Below are 18,982 nucleotides of genomic sequence, written 5' to 3'. Positions count from 1 at the left end.
TTATTTTCTCACCTTTTTTCGTACATCTTCTATTAATTCATCCATCGTTTTTCCTTCTGTTTTTATACGAAGAGCTTGTGCTGTTCTCCACACATTTTCTCTCTTTTCCGCTTCTTCTATAATAGAAATTTCCTTCCTCACTTCTTTTAAATCTTTTCCTTCTGTTTCAAGCCCAAAATGTTCAGCTTTCGTTCGAAAATGCTGTTCAATTCTTTGTTGCATTTCTTTTTGTTCAGGATTTTCAGCCGCCTTAACTGGATCAGCACTTATCGCTTTTATTAAAATCAGACAGGTCATAATAGTTAATATGTATTTGTACATGTAAAATCCTCCAACCCGATATAAATTACATTTTTACTATGTACAATTAGGGCTTGGAAAATTCGTCCACAAAATTATTTTTCTCGTCCAAAAGTGACTACTATCAAGCGTTAATGGACTTTTATTACATTTTATTTACAAAAAAAAGCAACCCCTTTAAAGAGTTTGCTTTTCATCTATCTTATAGCGCACATTCTTCAATCTCAAATCCTAAATCTTCAATCATACCCCAGTCCGCAGTCGGCTCTTGTCCAGCTGTTGTTAAATAGTCCCCGACAAAGATAGAGTTTGCTGCAAATAAACCAAGTGGCTGTACAGAACGTAAATTAAGTTCTCGACCACCTGAAATACGAATTTCTTTTGTTGGATTTACAAAACGCATCATCGCCAGCACTTTTAAACATTCTACAGGTGTTAATTCTTTTTGTCCTTCAAGCGGAGTACCCTTTACAGCAACAAGGAAATTACATGGAATAGAATCCGCATCTAAACGTTGTAATTCAAATGCAATTTCAGCGCGCTGTTCAATCGTTTCTCCCATTCCGAAAATTGCTCCAGAGCATGGAGAAATACCGGCTTGCTTCGCTTTTTGGACTGTATCAACACGATCGTCATACGTATGCGTTGAACAAATGCTATCATAATTGTTGGCATGCGTATTTAAATTGTGATTATAACGATGCACACCAGCTTCTGCTAACTGACCTGCTTGATCTTCATTTAAAAATCCTAAACAACAGCAAATTTTTAAATCTGTCGTTTCACGAATTTCCTTAACTGCTCCAATAACGTGATTTACTTCTTTATTCGTCGGACGACGACCAGATGCAACAATACAATATGTACCTGCTTTACGACGAATTGCTTCGTGCGCTCCTTCAACAATTTTCTCTTGTGTTAACCATGCATACTTATCAATCGGTGCTTCTGAAATAATAGACTGTGAACAATACCCGCAATCTTCAGGACATAATCCAGATTTCGTATTTATAATCATGTTCAACTTTACTTTCTTACCAAAATGATGATGGCGAATGATGTAAGCTGCATTCATAATTTCTAAAACCTCTGTATCATCAGCTTCTAATATTGCAATTGCATCTTCTTTCGTAATCATTTTCTCTTCTACTACGTCGTATGCAAGTTTTTTCCAATCCCTTTTTGTTTGTACTTGTTTCATTTCATCTCTTCCCCTCTTTTGTTATATACGTAAATAAAGCATGATATGTTGCCATTATCCCTTCTTTTCCCGTGAAGTCTCTTTCGTATATACGAAGCATCGTACGAAAGAGTGAAGGGCTTTGACAGTAAGACTCTTCATTACTATTGGTTGCCCCTACTTTTCGAATAGAATGTAGAAACTCCCTAACTTCTGTAAAGCTTTCTATGTAACACGTTTCAGAAACATGTACATTTCCTAATGGATTTTTGCATATATTCACTAACTGTTCTTTCGAAACGAATCGTTGTCCTATTGAAGTACAATTGTGTATCCCCTTTTCTTTCTTAGCACGCTGAAAAGACGTATGCAATTCTTGAAAAGTCGTATTACCAAACGTGGAAAATAATAATATTCCTTCTTCAGACAAATAGTTAAATAAATTTTTCACTGTCTCTTTTAAATCATTAAGCCATTGAAATGTAGCATTTGAAATGATGACATCATATGGATTTTCTAATTTTAATTGTTCAATATCTTCACATCGAAACATCACATTCCCCAAACTTTTTCTAGTTTTCGCGACTGCAATCATCTCATCAGCAAAATCCACAGCTGTAATATGAGCTTTCGGAAATAAATTTGATAATTGCTCTGTTACATATCCTGTCCCGCATCCAAGTTCTAAAATACGTATCGATGATGTTTCACTATATCGTTCCTTCAATGTAGAAAGTAACGAATGCGCCATCTTTTTTTGTACATTTGCATATTGATCGTAGGATACAGCCGCCCCGTTAAACCGTTTTTGCAGTAACGTTTTGTTGATCATGTCGTATCCCCTCTACAAATTGAATAATTTCATTTGCGCAATATTCAAAATTCGTTACACATAATGCATGCCCAGCACCGCTTACTACTTTTAGATTGGCATTCGTATTATTCGCCATACTATGGGCTGCAGACAATGGACATATTACATCCTGCTCTCCATGAAGGAGTAACAGCGGGGCTTTCATATCTATTACTTCATTTCTCATATCTGTTTCTATTAAATAATCTAAGCCTAATTGTAAAGACTGAATCGAGTCTCCTTTAAACTTCTGCGCAATCTCTTCAAAACTCGTATTCTCCCTCAGCTCACTTTTTATAAACATATTTTCATAGAAACGCTTCAAAGTATCTTCTTTTTTTCTCGTTAAATTCTTTTTCATACGTTCTACATGCAAGGAATTCCATCCACTTGTATAGTCACTTGTATTGGTAAATTTAGCGGTACCACCAATTAGTACCATACCTTGGGCCTTAATCTTTTTATAAGCTTGTACTGCCGCTAACGCTCCTAGTGACCATCCAACTAAAATTACATTTTCATCCTGCGCTACATCTATTATTCGCCCCGCAAATTCACTTTGTTCTTTCACGTTACGCCAATCTATACATTGAACAGAATATCCTTTAAAATACGGCAGAACCAAAGTCCAAACACCTTCTTCCATTCCCCATCCTGGAATAAAAATAAGCTTTAGCTCTTTCATACTAAAAACCCCTCTTCTTTGCCAATGCGTATAATATGCTGAATAGCCCATTTTAAATCGGCTATTGTATGTTGTGACGTAACTGCAAAACGGATTCGAGAACTACCAACTGGAACAGTCGGCGGACGAATTGCAATGGCTGCGATACCTACCTCTTGTAACCTTTCACTAAACCGTAAAGTATTTTCATTTGACCCAACTACAATCGGTACAATATGAGTTGAGCTATTTCCAATATCAAAACCAGCTTCTTGTAAATGCGTCCTGAAATATGCACCATTCTCTATAAGTCGCTCTCTTCTTTCGTTATCTTCTTTCACAATTTCAATTGCTTTTCGGATCGCCCCTAATGTTCCTGGTGGTAAAGCTGTAGTAAAAATCAAGCTTCTCATCATATTTTGTAAATACTCTATATAAATGGAATCACCCGTTAAATACGCACCATAACACCCTAAAGCCTTACTAAACGTCCCCATATGTATATCAATTTTTTGAGCAATATCTTTTTCTACATGAGATAATCCTGCTCCACCGATTCCATATATTCCACTTGCATGTGCTTCATCAACTATAATGATCGCCCCGTATTTCTCTTTCAGCTGAACTAAGCCTCTCAAATATGCAATATCTCCATCCATACTAAAAATCGTATCTGTTACGATTAATTTTCTCTTTTCTGGTGACGCTATTTGCAACATCTTTTCTAAATGATCCAAATCATTATGACGATATCTTTTATGCTCTGCTCCGCTTAATATAATTCCATCAACAATACTTGCGTGATTTAATTTATCACTAAAAACCATATCGTGACGACAGGCTAAAGCAGATATAGCACCTACATTTGCTATATACCCGCTATTTACGATTAATGCTCTTTCAGTACCTTTCCAATCACATATACTTCTCTCAACCTCTTCATACAGTGGATAATTTCCTACAACGAGACGAGATGCTGTCGCTCCAGTTCCGTATTTTCTTGTGCAGGCAATAGCAGCTTCTTTCAACCTTTCATCTCCAGCTAACCCTAAATAATTATTTGATGCTAAATTTAGCATCCTTTTCTCATTTCGAATAAGCCATGTCTCTTCCGCTTTCTCTGTTACATGTAAATTACGATACTGCCCTTGCTCCTTTAATTGTTCTACTTTAGATTGAAGATGCGTGCGCCACATTTGATTCATTTTGGATGAGCTCCTCTAATTTTGAAATCATAATATGCTCTTTTGCCGCCCCTAATAATTCTTCCTTTGTAAACTCTCCTTCAAGGAATGGTAATAACCCTAAAACCGGCACGCCACTTAACTCCTCAATCATTATTTTATTTTCTTGCACTCTTTCTTTTTCACATTCTTTACAACCAGACAAAATTACACCCGCTACTGTTAAACCGTGTGCCTTTGCATAAGAAATTGTTAAGACAGTATGATTAACTGTCCCTAGTGTCGGACGCGCTACTACAATAAGAGGGAGCTCTAATTCTTTTGCAAAATCAATCACTAAAGCGTCTTCTGTATATGGGACGGCAAGCCCACCAGCTCCTTCTACCAATAGGCTATTAAACTCTTTTAGTAGTTCATTATAGTGAGCAGTAATTTCTTTTAACATTACCGTCCTTCCAGCTCTTTTCATAGCAAGTCTCGGAGCAAGTGGTTCTTCAATGGAATAAGGACAAATTTCATCTTCTTTTGTCGGTACACCCGATAATGCTTTTAATCTTGCTGCATCACCCTCAGGATTTGATGCAACATGTCCACTTTGCAACGGTTTATATACACCAACATTATGTCCACGCTCTCGAAATATACCTGCCAATGCTCCTGTCACTACCGTTTTGCCAACTTCTGTATCCGTTGCTGCTATAAAGAAACCACTCATTACTCTCCCTCCGTAACATCCGAGATTGCTTTATATAAAATGCGTAACATCTCATCAATCTCAGCCACCGTAGATGCAAGAGGAGGCATAAATACAATCGTATTACCGAGTGGTCGCAATATCATGCCCAGCTCTCTTGAACGTTTACATACTTGAACGCCGACTCTTTCTGTCCATTCAAACGATTCTTTCATTTCCTTATTCTTCACAAGTTCAATACCAACCATTAGCCCACACTGACGAATATCTCCTACGTGCTTATATTCATTAAGAGCTTCTAATTGTGCCGCTACATATTCTGCTTTATGCGCAACATCTTCTATTAAATTAGTTTTTTCATATAGTTCTAAATTTGCAATTGCTACGGCACACCCTAACGGATTCCCTGTATAACTATGACCATGGAAAAACGTTTTTTGTTCTTCATAGCCTCCTAAAAAGGCATTATAAATTTCATCTGTCGTTACCGTAATTGCCACCGGTAAATAACCACCTGTTAAACCTTTTCCGGCTGTTAAAATGTCTGGCGTCACATCCTCGTGTTCACATGCAAACATTTTCCCGGTACGCCCAAATCCAGTCGCTACCTCGTCTGTAATAAATAATACATTGTATTTTGTACATAAATCGCGAAGCCCTTTTAAGTATCCTTTTGGCATTGTAATCATCCCACCAGCACCTTGCATTAATGGCTCCACAATAATAGCTGCTACTTCTTCATGTTTTTCTTGTAGCATTTCTTCCATTTCTTCTAAATGTTTCTTTACAATTTGTTCCTTATTATCTCCATAAGGAGAACGATATGTATATGGATACGGCATTTTAATTGCCTCAAATAATAGTGAGCTATACACTTGGTGAAACAAGTCTATTGCTCCTACTGAAACAGCACCTATCGTATCACCGTGATATGCTTCTTTTAATGTAACAAATCTTTGTTTTTTCGGTTTTCCTTTATGCTGCCAATATTGAAAGGCCATCTTAATTGCAATTTCAACGGCGCTAGAACCAGAGTCTGAATAGAATACTTTCTTCAAACCTTCTGGTACAACTTCAATTATTTTTTCTGCTAATAAAATAGATGGAACGTTAGCAAGTCCTAGCATAGTAGAATGAGCAATTTTATTTAATTGCTCGCGAATTGCCTCATCTAGTTCTGGTACTTGATGCCCATGAACATTTAACCAAATAGATGAAACACCGTCCCAATATTCATTTCCATTTACATCGTATAGCTTTCTTCCCTCTCCACGTTCAATAATGACAGGATCTTCTTCTAAATAATCTTTCATTTGTGTAAATGGGTGCCATACGTAATCTTTATTCTTCTTCGATAATTCTTCATATGTATAAGACGATTTTTCACTCGTGTTACTATTAACAGCCACAATTGTCACCCCTAATGTTAACTTATTTATAAATATAGTTAACATTAAAAACAAATGACTGTCAATTATTTTTAAATCAAACAGTTCTCAAAAAAGAACAACTTATCATACGATAAGTTGTTCTACTTTCCATGTTGTATCTTTCCAATTTCTAAAATAATCTCTTCATCTTTTTTTCCTTCTGTATCAATTCCAAGTTGCTTAGCATGCTCAATTAACAAATCATGGCGCTGCTCAAATCTAGCGGTATCTACTTCTTTTGTAACCTCTTCTTTTGTTTTCCCCTCAGTAGAAACTCCTAGTTTAGTAGCTGCTTTTTCCATCGATTTCTTCTCTTCAGTTTCTTTCACTTTCTTCACTTCTGACTGCTGTATTTGCTTTTGTTTCGACTGCTCTGATTCAGCTGCAAAAGCTGTGTAAATTCCAGCACTTCCGCCAACGACTAGTAAGGTGGTAAAAAGAATTATTTTTTTCTTCACTCTTTCCTCCCCTTTCAAATTCATTATAACGCACATTTTTACAGTATGAAAAACATTTCTCCTTTATTTCCCTAAAAAAATATCGAATGTTTTTATTGACATGTATGATGAATATATGATAAAAATTTAACTAACATCATATGAATCGGCGTTGATAGGATTTAGTAGTATTTCGTTTTCTGATTTCAGAGAGCTGGTGGTCGGTGCGAACCAGTACAGAGCGATTTATGAATTACCCCCTGGAGCTTCTTTTACGAAACGTGAGGAGTAGTGAAAGACGGTTTAGACCGTTATGTCTAAAGAGTGGTGAAATGAAACTGTTTCACAATTTAGGGTGGTACCGCGAATTTTTCGTCCCTGCATATATTGCAGGGGCGTTTTTATTTTATGAGCGCATATCATATGACCCTTTATTTTGTGATACACTCCTTTCACAAGCTAGGGTGGTACCGCGATTTCTTCGTCCCTGCATAATTATATGCAGGGGCGTTTTTTTATCCAATCATTTCCGTATCATATTGAGATGTTGACAATTACCGGTAATTTGTCACAAAATTCTAAATTTTAGAAGGAAATATACAATATTGGCGAATTTTATATAAAAAAGAGCTATTTTAAATTACTTAGGAGGGGAAAACAATGGTTTCAAAAATTGAATCTGTTCTTTTAACAATTTTTATTTTTTTCTGTATTGGCTTTAGTGTTATCAAATTAGAAGTTTCACCACACATCCCAATTTTATTTGGTATCGTTCTTTTATTAGCATTTGGATTTATGAAAAAAATCTCTTGGTCTACTATGGAAAAAGGAATGATAAGTAGTGTTTCAGCTGGTATTCCATCTATTTTTATTTTCTTACTTGTAGGCGTATTAATTAGTGTTTGGATCGCAGCTGGAACAATTCCAACTTTAATGGTATACGGATTCCAGCTTGTATCTCCTAAAATTTTCGTCCCAACTGTTTTTGTTGTTTGTGCAATTGTTGGAACGAGTATCGGTAGTGCATTTACAACTGCCGCAACTGTAGGACTTGCCTTTATGGGAATGGGTAGTGCTCTCGGATACGATCCAGCTCTGATCGCTGGTGCAATTATTTCTGGTGCATTCTTTGGAGATAAAATGTCTCCTTTATCTGATACAACAAACTTAGCTCCTGCTGTAACAGGTGTAGATTTATTTGAGCATATTCGCAACATGCTTTGGACAACAGTTCCTGCTTTCATTATTGCTTTTATCGCATTTTTCATTTTAGGAAGCGGTACTAGTGGAGACGTTGACTTCACAAACTTTATTAGCACGTTAGAAAAAAACACAACGATTTCTATCGTTACACTTATTCCAATTTTATTACTGTTCCTATTCGCATTTAAAAAGGTTCCAGCAGTTCCAACATTGCTTGCAGGAATTGTGGTAGGAATTATTATTCTCTTTATTTTTAAACCTAGCACTTCTTTAGCTGATTTAATGAAAATTATGCAAGACGGTTACGTTTCTAAAACTGGTATTAAAGACATTGATAGCTTACTATCTCGTGGTGGTCTACAAAGTATGATGATGTCGATTGCACTTATTTTCCTAGCTCTTTGTATGGGAGGATTACTACAAGGAATGGGCATTATCACGCAGCTGATGAATATCATCTCTAGCTTCGTAAAAAATAGCACACGCTTAATTATTTCTACTGCTTCAACTGCAATTGGTGTAAACTTCTTACTTGGCGAACAATACTTATCAATCGTTTTAACAGGACAAGCATTCGCTAACAAATACGATGAAGTCGGTTTAGAACGTCGTAATTTATCACGAGTATTAGAAGATGCAGGTACAGTTATTAACCCGCTCGTACCATGGGGAGTAAGTGGCGTATTCTTATCGAACGTCCTTGGCGTTCCGACATTTGATTACGTTCCATTCGCAATCTTCTGTTTAGCTTGCCCGGTCTTAACAATTATTGTTGGTTTCACTGGATTTGGTCTTTCATGGAAGAAAGAAAAAGCAGTACCAGTTTCATAATATAATAAAAAGGATTACCTTAATCGGTAATCCTTTTTATATTTCTCCGCTATCTATTCGCTTTCTTTCTTCTAAATAACATAAGTAATCCCGCTCCAACAAACGCCAGACCTGCTCCAATTGTAGAAGCAACACTTGTACCTGTTTTCGGTAAATCACGTTCTTCTTTACCTTCACTTACTTTCGTTGTTTCTTTTTCATTTTGATTATCTGTTGTAGTTTGTCCAGATCCCGCGTTGTTTCCATCTTGTTTTGGTTCATTAACAGTATTACCTTCATCCGTTGGTGGTGTCGTTGGATTTCCTCCGTTATTGCCTTCACCTGTTGGCGGTGCCGTTGGATTCTCTCCATTATTGCCTTCACCTGTTGGTGGTGTCGTTGGATTTTCTCCGTTATTGCCTTCACCTGTTGGCGGTGTTGTTGGATTCTCTCCACCAGTTTCCTTATCATCATTCTTCTTCGTTATATCAATTGCATATTTAGCAAATTCATTTTCAGATGGTCCAACATATGATATTTTCCCATCTTTCTTTATATGATTTTGTGCATTTGGTGAAGAATCAAATGTTGTATTTAATTTATCTGCAACAATCGGCTTAAACGTCCAATTTTGATCTGCTGCTGGATCAATAACTGGTGTTTCTTGCATATACTTCACAATGATTTGACGTGTTTCATCTTGTGATTGGTATACAACTTCCCCTTTACTTACACCTGGGAACGTTTGGCTACTTCCACGATAGTTATTTGTAGCGACGATGAACTCTTGATTATCAGCTACTGGCTTCCCTTCATACGTCATATTTATAATACGATTCGTATTTGCATTTACAACTTTTCCATCTTTATCGTATTTCGCCGGTTGTGTTACATCAATTTCGTATTTTAAGCCATCTAAAATATCAAAGTTATATGTAGGATAGCCTATATTTACTAACGGCTGTTCTTCTGTTTTCTTTGAATCAATTTGATTAAACTGACCTGCAGACATTTCAAGCCATTCTTTCACTTGTGCCCCATTTACTTTTACAGCATATAATGTATTTGGATATACATATAAATCCGCTACGTTTTTAATTGCTAATGTCCCTGCTGGAATATCCGTATAATATGTAGCACCGTTTCGGCCACCCGCTTTAAATGGTGCTCCTGCAGATAATACTGGAATTCCTTTATATTTACTATATTGTCCGTTTTCAGCGAATAGCTTTTCTACATACCATTTTTGTGCATTTGTCACAAGTTGTACAGAAGGATCATCTTGTACTAATGAGAAATAACTATTAATTGGCGCTGTCGTTTTTCCTACAGCTGTATTCACATAATCAATTGTCGCTTGATGATCATCCTTAATTTCATTAACTAATCTTTGATCAGATTGTACTAATGGGTTCCCTTTACTATCAGCAATCGGACGAAGTTGCGGCTTCGATTGCTCTTTTTGTACTTCCCATTTTCCGTTTACCTTTTTCAATTGCATATCAATAATACCTAAGTTACTTCCAAAAACACCAGGCATTACAACAGGAACACCATTAAATACATCCTTCACTTCAGTATGTGAATGTCCCATTAATACTGCATCTACACCAGGAACCTCTGTTAAATAATACGAAGCATTTTCCATTTTTGGGCTACGGCCGCTCTTATCGACACCTGAATGGGCTAATGCAACAATAACGTCCGCACCTTGCGCCTTCATTTCTGGAACTAACTTTTCCGCTGTATCAACAATATCTTTCGCTTTTACTTTTCCTTCTAAATTTGCTTTATCCCAGTTCATAACTTGAGGTGGAACAAATCCCATTACACCAATTTTCACCTTTTGTTTTTGACCAGATTCATCCTCTACTTCTTTTTCAAAAATATGATATGGTTTAAAGTAGTTTTGGTCGTTCTCTTCATTATTATCTTTATCGTCTTTATAAACGTTCGAGTTAATAACCGGGAACTCTGTTTTACTAATCACTTTGTTTAAATAATCTAAACCGTAGTTAAATTCATGATTCCCAAGAGAGATGACGTCATACTTCATTAAATTCATTACACGATATAATGGATGTGTATAACTAGGATCCACAGGCTTCTTCGGATCATTTATTTTATTCGCTACATAATCTCCAAGCGGTGTCCCTTGTAATGCATCCCCATCATCAAATAGGACAGAGTTCTTCGCTTCTTCACGTGCTTTATTAACAAGTGTTGCAGTTTGCACGAGACCTACTTTATTATCTGTTTTCGTTTGATAATAATCGTAATTCATTAAGTTAACGTGAATATCTGATGTTTCTAAAATTCGTAAGTTAACTGTACTCTCCCCAGCTTTTTCCTCTGCTTGAGCTGTTGTTGGCAACACTTGCGGTGCTATAACGCCAATAGCAAGTGTTGCTCCAGCTAGCATTTTTTTTGACTTTTTCACAAAAAATCCCCCTTATACAATTACCCCAAAATAATGAAGTGAATCTCTATCAGTCTCTAACCACATACCTTTTTTCTTCTATTAGAGCGATAATCTTCACCTTATCTGACATTATCATATCTAAAGTGCTTTCATATCGTCAATATTTTTTGACACACTTCTACAAATTTTCTGTAAAATTTTCATAAATATATAATATGCCCTTACATTGCTTATACTGCTGAATATGATACAATTACCAATTACAAGGAGGATGAATTTATGAAAAAAGTCATCTTAACAATTGTTTGTCTCCTCCTTCTAATCATTTCTTATTCTTATTTTGAAAAGAACGATGAGACAAAACAAAAAGAAATTGAAAGAAAAACAGAAAAAACATCTGCTCCCAGTTGGATTGATAAGCAAACGAATGATTCCTTTTATCACCTCGTATTAGGTGATTCACTTGCAAAAGGATATGGATCTACACAAGGGGGATTTGCCGAATTAGCTTCTAAACAATTAGAAGGACAAATTCATAAACCAATTAGGGTAGAAAACCTCGGTGTAAATGGTCTCACTACAGATCGTCTCGTTAAAAAAGTCCAGTCAGAAGAAGTTCAACAAAAAATTAGGGAAGCAAATATAATTACTATTAATATTGGAGCAAATAATTTATTCCGCTTAAATCGTGATGTAGGTGTTATAGATGGTATTAAAATGTTAAATAAAGAAAAAGCCCGTTTTGAAACGGATGTAAAAAACATTGTAAAGACCGTTCGAGATCAAAATCCGAATGCTTTACTCATTCTATCTGAACTCTATAACCCTTTACAACTAGATGACTCCATCGCAAGTTATGCAGATATGTTTTTAGATGGTTGGAATGATTCTATTTATTCTATTTCAAAAGCACATCAACCGTCGATTGTTTTACCAATTCGCAAATTAATATCGAAGGATAAAAAAGATTTACTATTTGACCAAGTACACCCAAATGATAACGGTTATACGATTATTGCCAATACATTTACAAAGCAAGTGTTATCCTACAAATATTAAGGCTACCATGAAACAATTCTATTTTTATACCTTGTCTTTTTTGTTACAATGATAGTAGAAGGGGGCCGTTATATGGAATCACGCGAGTGGGAACGTATTGTTGATCATCTTCTTTCGCTAGTGCCTCTTTTTTATCGCAAATTTATGCTTCCTGGAGAGTTTTCTTCTCAAAGACATATGCCGCCATCACATACGCAAGTGTTACTGCTTTTGCATGAAAATGGTACATTAGCAGTTTCAGAAATTGGCAAGCGGCTAGCGATTTCACGGCCTAACATGACCCCTCTATTAAACAAACTTATTCAAGAAGAGCTAATAGAGCGTCATTATAGCGAAAAAGATCGAAGGGTCATTTTAATTTCCCTAACAACTGAAGGGAAAATGTTAGTAAGTCAGTATCAGCAATTCATTTTAGGAAAACTAAAAGAAAATTTTCAAACATTATCTGAGGAAGAGCGTGAAAAGCTCATTTATTCTCTTAAAACCATTCAAAATTTAATTTTGAAAACAAACGCATAAAGCTGCTTCTAAATAGAAGCAGCTTTATGATTCGTAATAATTACCATAGTATACATTTGAATACGGCCATGTCGTTAAATATGGTTTTTGTTCTTGCGTAGGCTGTTGTTGTGGTATTTGTGGTATTTGCTGTAATTGTTGTTGTCGATATAACTCGTATTGTCTACTCATATCATAAACCGGATAATAATTTACATATGGGTATACTTGCGGTACGTAATAATAATACATTCATTCTCTCCCCCTTTTTCTTAAACATATTCAAAGGAGAAAATGAATGTGACATTCTTTATATTTGAACAAGTGGTTCTCTCACTTGTTTCTTTCTTTTCTTCAAACGTAACTTACGATTCTTTTCATATAAATAATGCACAACGAAATATGAAATTACCCCAAACACAATTCCTATTATCGTCATACCAATTAATACATATACTTCACTCTGTAATAAGCTCTTTAACATCGTAAAAATATGGCTCGAAAACAAATCTGATATCGTAAATGGTTCATGATGTATTTTCTGTACATCAAATGGATAAATCATTTTCCCTAACGCATAAGCAAACGGAAATAAAAATACTGGGAGAAACGATATTTTCCCAATAATATTACCAATGACTGCGGCTGGAAAAGATCCTTTTGCTAACCTGACAATTGGATAAAATATTAAATATACGAGCGATGCCGTATAAATTACCAACATTTCTAAACCAAATCCAATCGCAAAACCTAACGACACTTTCTTTGCTCCTTCTGGTGATCGAAGCAACTTATAATATTGAAACTTTAATATTCTCCACATCCGCTGAAAAAACGAATATGTTTTCTTAGTTGTTTTCAAATTCATCATCTCTTTAACTATATTTTTTCTATCTAGTATGTCCTTACATGATATGAAAAATAAATGTAGTTTACTCTTTTTATTATAAATGATATAGAGATGGTTAACCAAATATACATACGACATTTCAATATAAAAAAGCACACCTCTAATTGTTATTCGTGTCTAAAAATTTGAGGTGCACTTTAGTTGGACAGCTTTTTTCTTATTTATTCTCCTAATGTTTGTCCCATGTCATTTATTTTTATATCAAGACGAAAAAAGCACTTGTTGCCTTTAATCGACAACCCAGTGCTTTAAGTTCATCTGTTTTTAAGTAGCATAGATTTCTAAGTTTTGTAGTAACAGTTTGACAGCCTTTATATGTTGTGACAACTACTGCGTTAAAACTTACGAGTTTGTACGATTTCATTAGTTTTATGTCCATTCCATGTGTTTATATTCATCATCCAGTAAAATGTCATCTCGCCTAAGCTCGTACTTCGTTTTTCTATTCTATCATTGCACACAGTACTCCATGATGGTACAACCATCATGGAGTATGTACTTTTTAATAGCTTATTCTTATTCTTTTTCTTTCCACTCCAATAATAAATTCTTTTCTGTTAGCTTGCCTTATGTGCTTATATATCGTTTCAACTTTAAACATTAGATGGTTAGATGCTCTTAATTACCTCATTAACAGATTCACTAAACATATCAGGGTCTTCATTTTTTATATCAATCAATAATTCTTTAATACTAATCGTAATTGATGGATCAAATCCCGAAAGTACTTTTCCATATGCTAATCTTACTTGAGGGTGATTAAGAATTCTATAATGTAAAATTTCTACCCATTCTTTAGCTGAGTTAATCATCTTTGGAAAAGCTTTAACAATACATACAAGTCCTTCTTCTATGTTATTTTTATATAAGCTCTCTATTCCATGAATCAAACCAAACATAACCTCAAATTGCTCAGTCTCATCATCCAGAACTAAACATAAATCTGTAATAACAGAGACGTCATTGTACTCTATTACTTCCATTAATGACTCATTAAAATCTCGTATCTCATTTTCATTTTCTAATAAACGATTATCATATAGTCTTTTTAAATGACTCTTAATATCCAAAGGTAATCATCCTTTCCATGTTTTATTTATCAAATAAATGCGGATACAGCTCTTTGTTTCTTTTAATAACTTCTCTTAAACCTTCTCTTATCTCAGCAGTATATAAACCATCTTTTATATAAATTTTTCGAGCATCCAAGATATCATGAGATAAGGCCTCACGAAAGCTAAGGTTTAAATACGCCTGCGATTTTTCTCCTGATAGACCATATGTATATGTTTCACGATGTCTCCCACCAGTTCCAGGATGAGGTTGTTCCATATTCATACTCACACCATCATTCCTTTTTATACCAGCTTGTTTCATTTTCTGTGCAGAAGGCATATGATGTGGAGTAATATTATCAAAAGCAGTTCCTTGTTTCACAAGTTGTTTATAGGTTCCAACTTTTCCTTCATTAGTCAATAGAGCTTTATCCGCACCATTAACTCCATTGACTTTCTCCACAGGTACTTTTTTAGCTTTATTCACAGCCTCAGTAGCCTTAGCAGTCATTTTAACTCCTTTTCCTACTTTAGCTATCTTTCCAAAGGGTGTAAGGCCGGCTACAGCCATGACACCTGCCCCAGCACGTTCCCACCCCGAAAGTTTTTCGCCAGTAGATGGATCAATACCATCCCAAACACGACGAACATCATACTCCCCACTTATTTCACCCGCTATATCCCTAGCTAGTTTTTTACCATCAAAACCCTCTTTTTCTAATGATAGCGGTCCACACATTGCACCTTTTTCCATTGTAACATCTTGATTATCTGTATTGCGGAATTTCTCAGCAATTCGTTTCAAATCTTCTTCTACTTTTACAAGTGAATGAATAGATTTAAAAGCTTTTGGTCGCGCATCATTGAACATTTGAATGAACTGTTGATTGGAGGCACCAATCCACTGAAAACACAATTGATCTATTTCATTACATAATTTATTATGTATAGATTCTAATGCGATTCGAGTATTACTTGCACGATTAGCAACTTCTTCTAGCATTTCAGGTGTTACTTTAATTTGAACCATTTTTTTCCTCCCTCTCCCAATTAAAGTTATGAGATAAAAAGAAAAAAATGTAAATACGGAAACTTCAGGCTAACCAAAAGTCTTTATATAACATAAAACCTGCTTAACAACAAATGAAGCCTATGTGTATGTGAAGTAAAGGAAAGAGCCTTCCTGGTGAACAGGGCCCAAAAGGTTAGATAAAAAATTAAGTAGCTATTTCTCTAATGGATATCCCTCGTCTATCCATATAATTAAGTACATTCAGTGTATACTGAATGGAATATGTTTTTATTTCATTTACTTTTTCTTCTAGTAAGAATTTAACCATAAAAAAATACACCTCCAATTGTTATTCGTGTCTAACAATTGGGGTGCACATCATTTAGGAAGGCTCTTCTACATTTTTAAATAAACTTACTAATAATGCTTTTTGCGCATGTAATCGATTACCAGCTTGCTCAAATACGATAGACTGTGGTCCATCTATAATTTCTCCTGTTACCTCTTCTTCACGATGGGCAGGTAAACAGTGTAAGAAACGATATGTTTGCTTCGCATGCATAACAAGTTCTTTATTGATTTGGTAAGGTTGAAATAAAGTATATTTCTCTTCTTCTCCCTCTTGCCCCATGCTCATCCAAACGTCAGTATAAATGAAATCCGCTTCACTCACCGCTAGTTCAGGGTTATGCAAAATTTCAATTTCAGCTCCTGTTTCTTCAGCAATCGCTAACGCTTTTTTTACAATTTCCTCATTCGGTTCATACCCTACAGGCGTTGCAACAGTCATATTCATTCCGACTTTCGCACTCGCTAACAACAATGAATGACATACGTTATTCCCATCACCTACGTAAGCCAATTTAATTCCTTTAAATGTCTTCACTTCTTCATAAATCGTCATTAAATCTGCCAACGCTTGACATGGATGATGATCATCCGTTAATCCATTAATTACAGGTATGCTCGATTCTTTTGCAAGCTCTTCTACATCCGCATGTGAAAATGTACGTATCATAATCCCGTCAATGTAATGAGATAACACTTTCGCAGTATCTGAAACGCTCTCCCCTCTTCCAATTTGCATCTCTTTCCCACTTAAAAACATGCCATGTCCTCCGAGCTGTACCATTCCTGCTTCAAAAGATACGCGAGTACGAGTTGAATGTTTATCAAAAATGAGCCCTAATATTTTTCCTTGTAATAAAGGCTCCTGCTTATTCTTTTTTAAATATATAGCAAACTCAATTAAAGAAATGATTTCTTCTTGCGTCAATTCTTCTAGTGTTAAAAGATCTTTCGTATTTAATTTCGGTACTTGTACAGTTGACATGAAATTTCCCCCTTATATGATTGATGCATTTTTTGTACAAACCACTTTTTTTATCATATATACTGCCTGTTCTAGCTCTTCATTCGTTACAATAAGTGGTGGTAATAGTCTTATAACATTAGGCCCTGCTTGTAATACGAGAAGTCCTGCTTTTTCTAGTTGTTCTATGACATTTGCAACCTGATGCTTGCATTCGATTCCAATCATAAGTCCCTTACCACGAATATTTTGAACACATTCAACGTGTCGTAATTCTTCTTGCAATTTCTTTAATACGTACTCGCCCTTTTCCTGTACCTCTTTAAAAAACGATTGTTCCTTAATGAATTGCAATACTTCTTTCGCTGCAGTCATAGCAATATAATTCCCACCGAAAGTTGAACCGTGTGACCCGGCAGTAAAAGAAGAACCTAGTTCTTTTCGGCCAATCATCGCTCCAACTGGAATACCATTCCCAAGCGCCTTTGCGATGGTAACGATATCAGGAACTATTCCCATTTGCTCATAAGCGAATAGTGTTCCTGTTCTGCCTATTCCAGTTTGTACTTCATCTATAATAAAAAGAGCATTGTACTGATTACATAGTTTTTCAATTTCCTTCAAAAAGGATGGATCAGCTAATATTACTCCTCCTTCTCCTTGAATAACTTCTACCATTACCGCCGCAACTTCTTCATTCATTACTTCCTCTAATGCTCGTATGTCGTTAAATGGTATATGTAAAAAAGACGGAAGTAATGGACCGAATCCTTCTTTCACTTTATCTTGCCCTGTTGCACTCATCGTTCCAAATGTTCTCCCGTGGAAAGATTGCTCACATGTTACTACGAGAGATTTTCCAGTATGCTTACGTGCTAGCTTTAAAGCCGCTTCATTTGCCTCCGCCCCGCTATTACAAAAAAACACATGATCTAATACTGTATCTTCTGTTAATAATGATGCGACCTCTTCTTGTAAGGAGTTCGTAAATAAGTTAGATATATGCCATATATTTCTAAGTTGCTTTTCTACCGCCTTTACAACCGTAGGATGACAATGTCCTAAGTTACATACTCCAATACCAGAAGTGAAATCTAAATATTGCTCACCACTTTTATCAATAACTTTCGCCCCATTGCCCTTTAGAAATTCAATTTCTCTTCTTCCATATGTTTGAAAAAGATGGCTTGTCATACGATACTCACTCCTTTCGTTACCGTCGTTCCAATACACTCTCCAGTAACTTCAGCAAAGTCTTTTGTACCATTCACGACACTTACCTTTTGCACTCCCATTTTTAATGACGCTAGTGCCGCCTGTACTTTCGGAATCATCCCGCCTGTAATAACCCCTTTTTCAATAAAAGTATCAATTTCAAATTCGTCCGTTTTCTTTACTAATTTTCCTTCATGTAATATTCCATCTACATCTGTAATAAAAATGAGTTCCTTTGCAGATAATGCTGCCGCAATTCCAGCTGCAGCATTATCCGCATTTATGTTATAAATCTCATTTTCATTTATCCCGATTGGAGCAATAACAGGAATATAATTCATATTTATTAACCCTTTTAGTAAGGCTGTTTCGACATAACTTACTTCTCCCACATATCCTATCTCCTTGCTGACAGGTTGAACTTGAAGTAAATTGCCGTCACATCCTGAACAACCTACCGCAAGTAAATTATGCTTTTGTAAATTCATTACGAGTTTTTTATTCGTACTTCCACATAGCACCATTTGAACAATATCCATAACTTCTCTTGGTGTTACTCGTAACCCATCTCTTTTCTCTACTTTGATGTTACAATCTTTTAATTTGGCATCAATTTCTGGACCACCACCATGAACAATCACTACCTTATACTTTTGTTGCAATTTCTTTATACAATCAAAAAACACATCATTTAATTGATCCAACATACTACCGCCGCATTTCACTACAATATAATCGCTCATC

Annotated in this window: 19 protein-coding genes and 1 other annotated feature; of the genes, 3 read left to right on the top strand and 16 right to left on the bottom strand. The window is 35.6% G+C overall.

All coding sequences use genetic code 11. The features are described 5' to 3' along the window. The 8 genes from AC0IXC_RS11245 to AC0IXC_RS11210 form a co-directional block, all read right to left on the bottom strand. Positions 1-321, bottom strand: a complete 321-nt coding sequence (locus tag AC0IXC_RS11245) for a hypothetical protein (protein WP_002088493.1) — start codon at positions 319-321, stop codon at positions 1-3. Positions 322-502: 181 nt separating this feature from the next. Next, the gene (gene bioB / locus AC0IXC_RS11240; protein ID WP_002014986.1) at positions 503-1,501 is read right to left on the bottom strand and encodes a biotin synthase; all 999 of its coding nucleotides are present in this window, start codon (positions 1,499-1,501) and stop codon (positions 503-505) included. A gap of 1 nt (position 1,502) precedes the next feature. After that, a complete protein-coding gene (gene bioC / locus AC0IXC_RS11235; RefSeq protein WP_012261666.1) occupies positions 1,503-2,312 on the bottom strand; it encodes a malonyl-ACP O-methyltransferase BioC in 810 nt (269 codons plus the stop codon). After that, entirely contained in the window at positions 2,278-3,018 is a 741-nt protein-coding gene (locus AC0IXC_RS11230) for an alpha/beta fold hydrolase (RefSeq protein ID WP_016100653.1), read from the bottom strand. Before AC0IXC_RS11230 ends, bioC begins: the two co-directional genes overlap by 35 nt. Continuing rightward, positions 3,015-4,202, bottom strand: a complete 1,188-nt coding sequence (gene bioF, locus AC0IXC_RS11225) for an 8-amino-7-oxononanoate synthase (protein WP_215590155.1) — start codon at positions 4,200-4,202, stop codon at positions 3,015-3,017. The genes AC0IXC_RS11230 and bioF overlap by 4 nt, the downstream gene beginning before the upstream one ends. Next, complete coding sequence (bioD, locus tag AC0IXC_RS11220; protein ID WP_215590156.1) at positions 4,168-4,896, bottom strand: dethiobiotin synthase; 729 nt, start codon at positions 4,894-4,896, stop codon at positions 4,168-4,170. The genes bioF and bioD overlap by 35 nt, the downstream gene beginning before the upstream one ends. Beyond that, positions 4,896-6,329 (bottom strand): adenosylmethionine--8-amino-7-oxononanoate transaminase, encoded by a 1,434-nt coding sequence (bioA, locus tag AC0IXC_RS11215; RefSeq protein ID WP_002033857.1) that lies wholly within the window; start codon positions 6,327-6,329, stop codon positions 4,896-4,898. Before bioA ends, bioD begins: the two co-directional genes overlap by 1 nt. Before the next feature lie 77 nt (positions 6,330-6,406). Next, complete coding sequence (locus AC0IXC_RS11210; protein WP_002128995.1) at positions 6,407-6,763, bottom strand: hypothetical protein; 357 nt, start codon at positions 6,761-6,763, stop codon at positions 6,407-6,409. Positions 6,764-6,905: 142 nt separating this feature from the next. After that, positions 6,906-7,125 (top strand) — a binding site (T-box leader). Between the two features lie 277 nt (positions 7,126-7,402). Here AC0IXC_RS11210 and nhaC point away from each other — a divergent pair. Next, entirely contained in the window at positions 7,403-8,776 is a 1,374-nt protein-coding gene (gene nhaC, locus AC0IXC_RS11205; protein ID WP_215590158.1) for a Na+/H+ antiporter NhaC, read from the top strand. A 49-nt stretch (positions 8,777-8,825) separates the two neighbouring features. Here nhaC and cpdB read toward each other — a convergent pair whose 3' ends face one another. After that, complete coding sequence (gene cpdB, locus AC0IXC_RS11200) at positions 8,826-11,195, bottom strand: bifunctional 2',3'-cyclic-nucleotide 2'-phosphodiesterase/3'-nucleotidase (RefSeq protein ID WP_215590159.1); 2,370 nt, start codon at positions 11,193-11,195, stop codon at positions 8,826-8,828. Between the two features lie 261 nt (positions 11,196-11,456). Here cpdB and AC0IXC_RS11195 point away from each other — a divergent pair, with 261 nt between their 5' ends. Together AC0IXC_RS11195 and AC0IXC_RS11190 are read left to right on the top strand one after the other, a co-directional pair. Continuing rightward, positions 11,457-12,236: a GDSL-type esterase/lipase family protein gene (locus tag AC0IXC_RS11195; RefSeq protein ID WP_159147054.1), complete on the top strand. Its 780-nt coding sequence runs from the start codon at positions 11,457-11,459 to the stop codon at positions 12,234-12,236. Positions 12,237-12,308: 72 nt separating this feature from the next. After that, positions 12,309-12,755 carry a MarR family winged helix-turn-helix transcriptional regulator gene (locus AC0IXC_RS11190; protein WP_002088507.1) on the top strand — a complete coding sequence of 149 codons (447 nt, stop codon included), beginning with the start codon at positions 12,309-12,311 and terminating at the stop codon, positions 12,753-12,755. Positions 12,756-12,779: 24 nt separating this feature from the next. On the opposite strand, the gene AC0IXC_RS11185 is transcribed toward AC0IXC_RS11190, so the two are convergent. The 7 genes from AC0IXC_RS11185 to argB all read right to left on the bottom strand — a co-directional run bounded on the left by AC0IXC_RS11185 (position 12,780) and on the right by argB (position 18,981). Next, positions 12,780-12,986, bottom strand: a complete 207-nt coding sequence (locus AC0IXC_RS11185) for a hypothetical protein (RefSeq protein WP_002167706.1) — start codon at positions 12,984-12,986, stop codon at positions 12,780-12,782. A gap of 58 nt (positions 12,987-13,044) precedes the next feature. Then, the gene (locus tag AC0IXC_RS11180; protein WP_000858888.1) at positions 13,045-13,596 is read right to left on the bottom strand and encodes a DUF2062 domain-containing protein; all 552 of its coding nucleotides are present in this window, start codon (positions 13,594-13,596) and stop codon (positions 13,045-13,047) included. Between the two features lie 656 nt (positions 13,597-14,252). Then, a complete protein-coding gene (locus AC0IXC_RS11175; protein ID WP_002190613.1) occupies positions 14,253-14,714 on the bottom strand; it encodes an Imm30 family immunity protein in 462 nt (153 codons plus the stop codon). A gap of 22 nt (positions 14,715-14,736) precedes the next feature. After that, positions 14,737-15,729, bottom strand: a complete 993-nt coding sequence (locus AC0IXC_RS11170) for a WXG100 family type VII secretion target (RefSeq protein ID WP_340778018.1) — start codon at positions 15,727-15,729, stop codon at positions 14,737-14,739. Positions 15,730-16,093: 364 nt separating this feature from the next. Then, the gene (gene argF, locus AC0IXC_RS11165; protein WP_061674752.1) at positions 16,094-17,044 is read right to left on the bottom strand and encodes an ornithine carbamoyltransferase; all 951 of its coding nucleotides are present in this window, start codon (positions 17,042-17,044) and stop codon (positions 16,094-16,096) included. Between the two features lie 12 nt (positions 17,045-17,056). Then, on the bottom strand, positions 17,057-18,217 hold the full coding sequence (locus tag AC0IXC_RS11160) for an acetylornithine transaminase (RefSeq protein WP_215590162.1): 1,161 nt from the start codon (positions 18,215-18,217) through the stop codon (positions 17,057-17,059). Next, positions 18,214-18,981, bottom strand: coding sequence for an acetylglutamate kinase (gene argB, locus AC0IXC_RS11155; RefSeq protein WP_001286776.1), 768 nt, complete (start codon positions 18,979-18,981; stop codon positions 18,214-18,216). The genes AC0IXC_RS11160 and argB overlap by 4 nt, the downstream gene beginning before the upstream one ends. Position 18,982 lies beyond the last annotated feature (1 nt).

This window comes from Bacillus sp. AC266, from assembly GCF_979253805.1.
This window is presented reverse-complemented; position numbering and strand designations above follow the sequence as displayed.

Excerpts from the sequence above, each read along its gene's own strand:
- bioC (WP_012261666.1), bottom strand. The coding sequence starts at position 2,312 with ATGATCAACAAAACGTTACTGCAAAAACGGTTTAACGGGGCGGCTGTA.
- AC0IXC_RS11195 (WP_159147054.1), top strand. The coding sequence starts at position 11,457 with ATGAAAAAAGTCATCTTAACAATTGTTTGTCTCCTCCTTCTAATCATT.
- argB (WP_001286776.1), bottom strand. The coding sequence starts at position 18,981 with ATGAGCGATTATATTGTAGTGAAATGCGGCGGTAGTATGTTGGATCAA.
- bioA (WP_002033857.1), bottom strand. The coding sequence starts at position 6,329 with ATGTTAACTATATTTATAAATAAGTTAACATTAGGGGTGACAATTGTG.
- AC0IXC_RS11160 (WP_215590162.1), bottom strand. The coding sequence starts at position 18,217 with ATGACAAGCCATCTTTTTCAAACATATGGAAGAAGAGAAATTGAATTT.
- AC0IXC_RS11245 (WP_002088493.1), bottom strand. The coding sequence starts at position 321 with ATGTACAAATACATATTAACTATTATGACCTGTCTGATTTTAATAAAA.
- AC0IXC_RS11190 (WP_002088507.1), top strand. The coding sequence starts at position 12,309 with ATGGAATCACGCGAGTGGGAACGTATTGTTGATCATCTTCTTTCGCTA.
- AC0IXC_RS11170 (WP_340778018.1), bottom strand. The coding sequence starts at position 15,729 with ATGGTTCAAATTAAAGTAACACCTGAAATGCTAGAAGAAGTTGCTAAT.
- bioB (WP_002014986.1), bottom strand. The coding sequence starts at position 1,501 with ATGAAACAAGTACAAACAAAAAGGGATTGGAAAAAACTTGCATACGAC.
- AC0IXC_RS11185 (WP_002167706.1), bottom strand. The coding sequence starts at position 12,986 with ATGTATTATTATTACGTACCGCAAGTATACCCATATGTAAATTATTAT.
- argF (WP_061674752.1), bottom strand. The coding sequence starts at position 17,044 with ATGTCAACTGTACAAGTACCGAAATTAAATACGAAAGATCTTTTAACA.
- nhaC (WP_215590158.1), top strand. The coding sequence starts at position 7,403 with ATGGTTTCAAAAATTGAATCTGTTCTTTTAACAATTTTTATTTTTTTC.
- bioF (WP_215590155.1), bottom strand. The coding sequence starts at position 4,202 with ATGAATCAAATGTGGCGCACGCATCTTCAATCTAAAGTAGAACAATTA.
- AC0IXC_RS11230 (WP_016100653.1), bottom strand. The coding sequence starts at position 3,018 with ATGAAAGAGCTAAAGCTTATTTTTATTCCAGGATGGGGAATGGAAGAA.
- bioD (WP_215590156.1), bottom strand. The coding sequence starts at position 4,896 with ATGAGTGGTTTCTTTATAGCAGCAACGGATACAGAAGTTGGCAAAACG.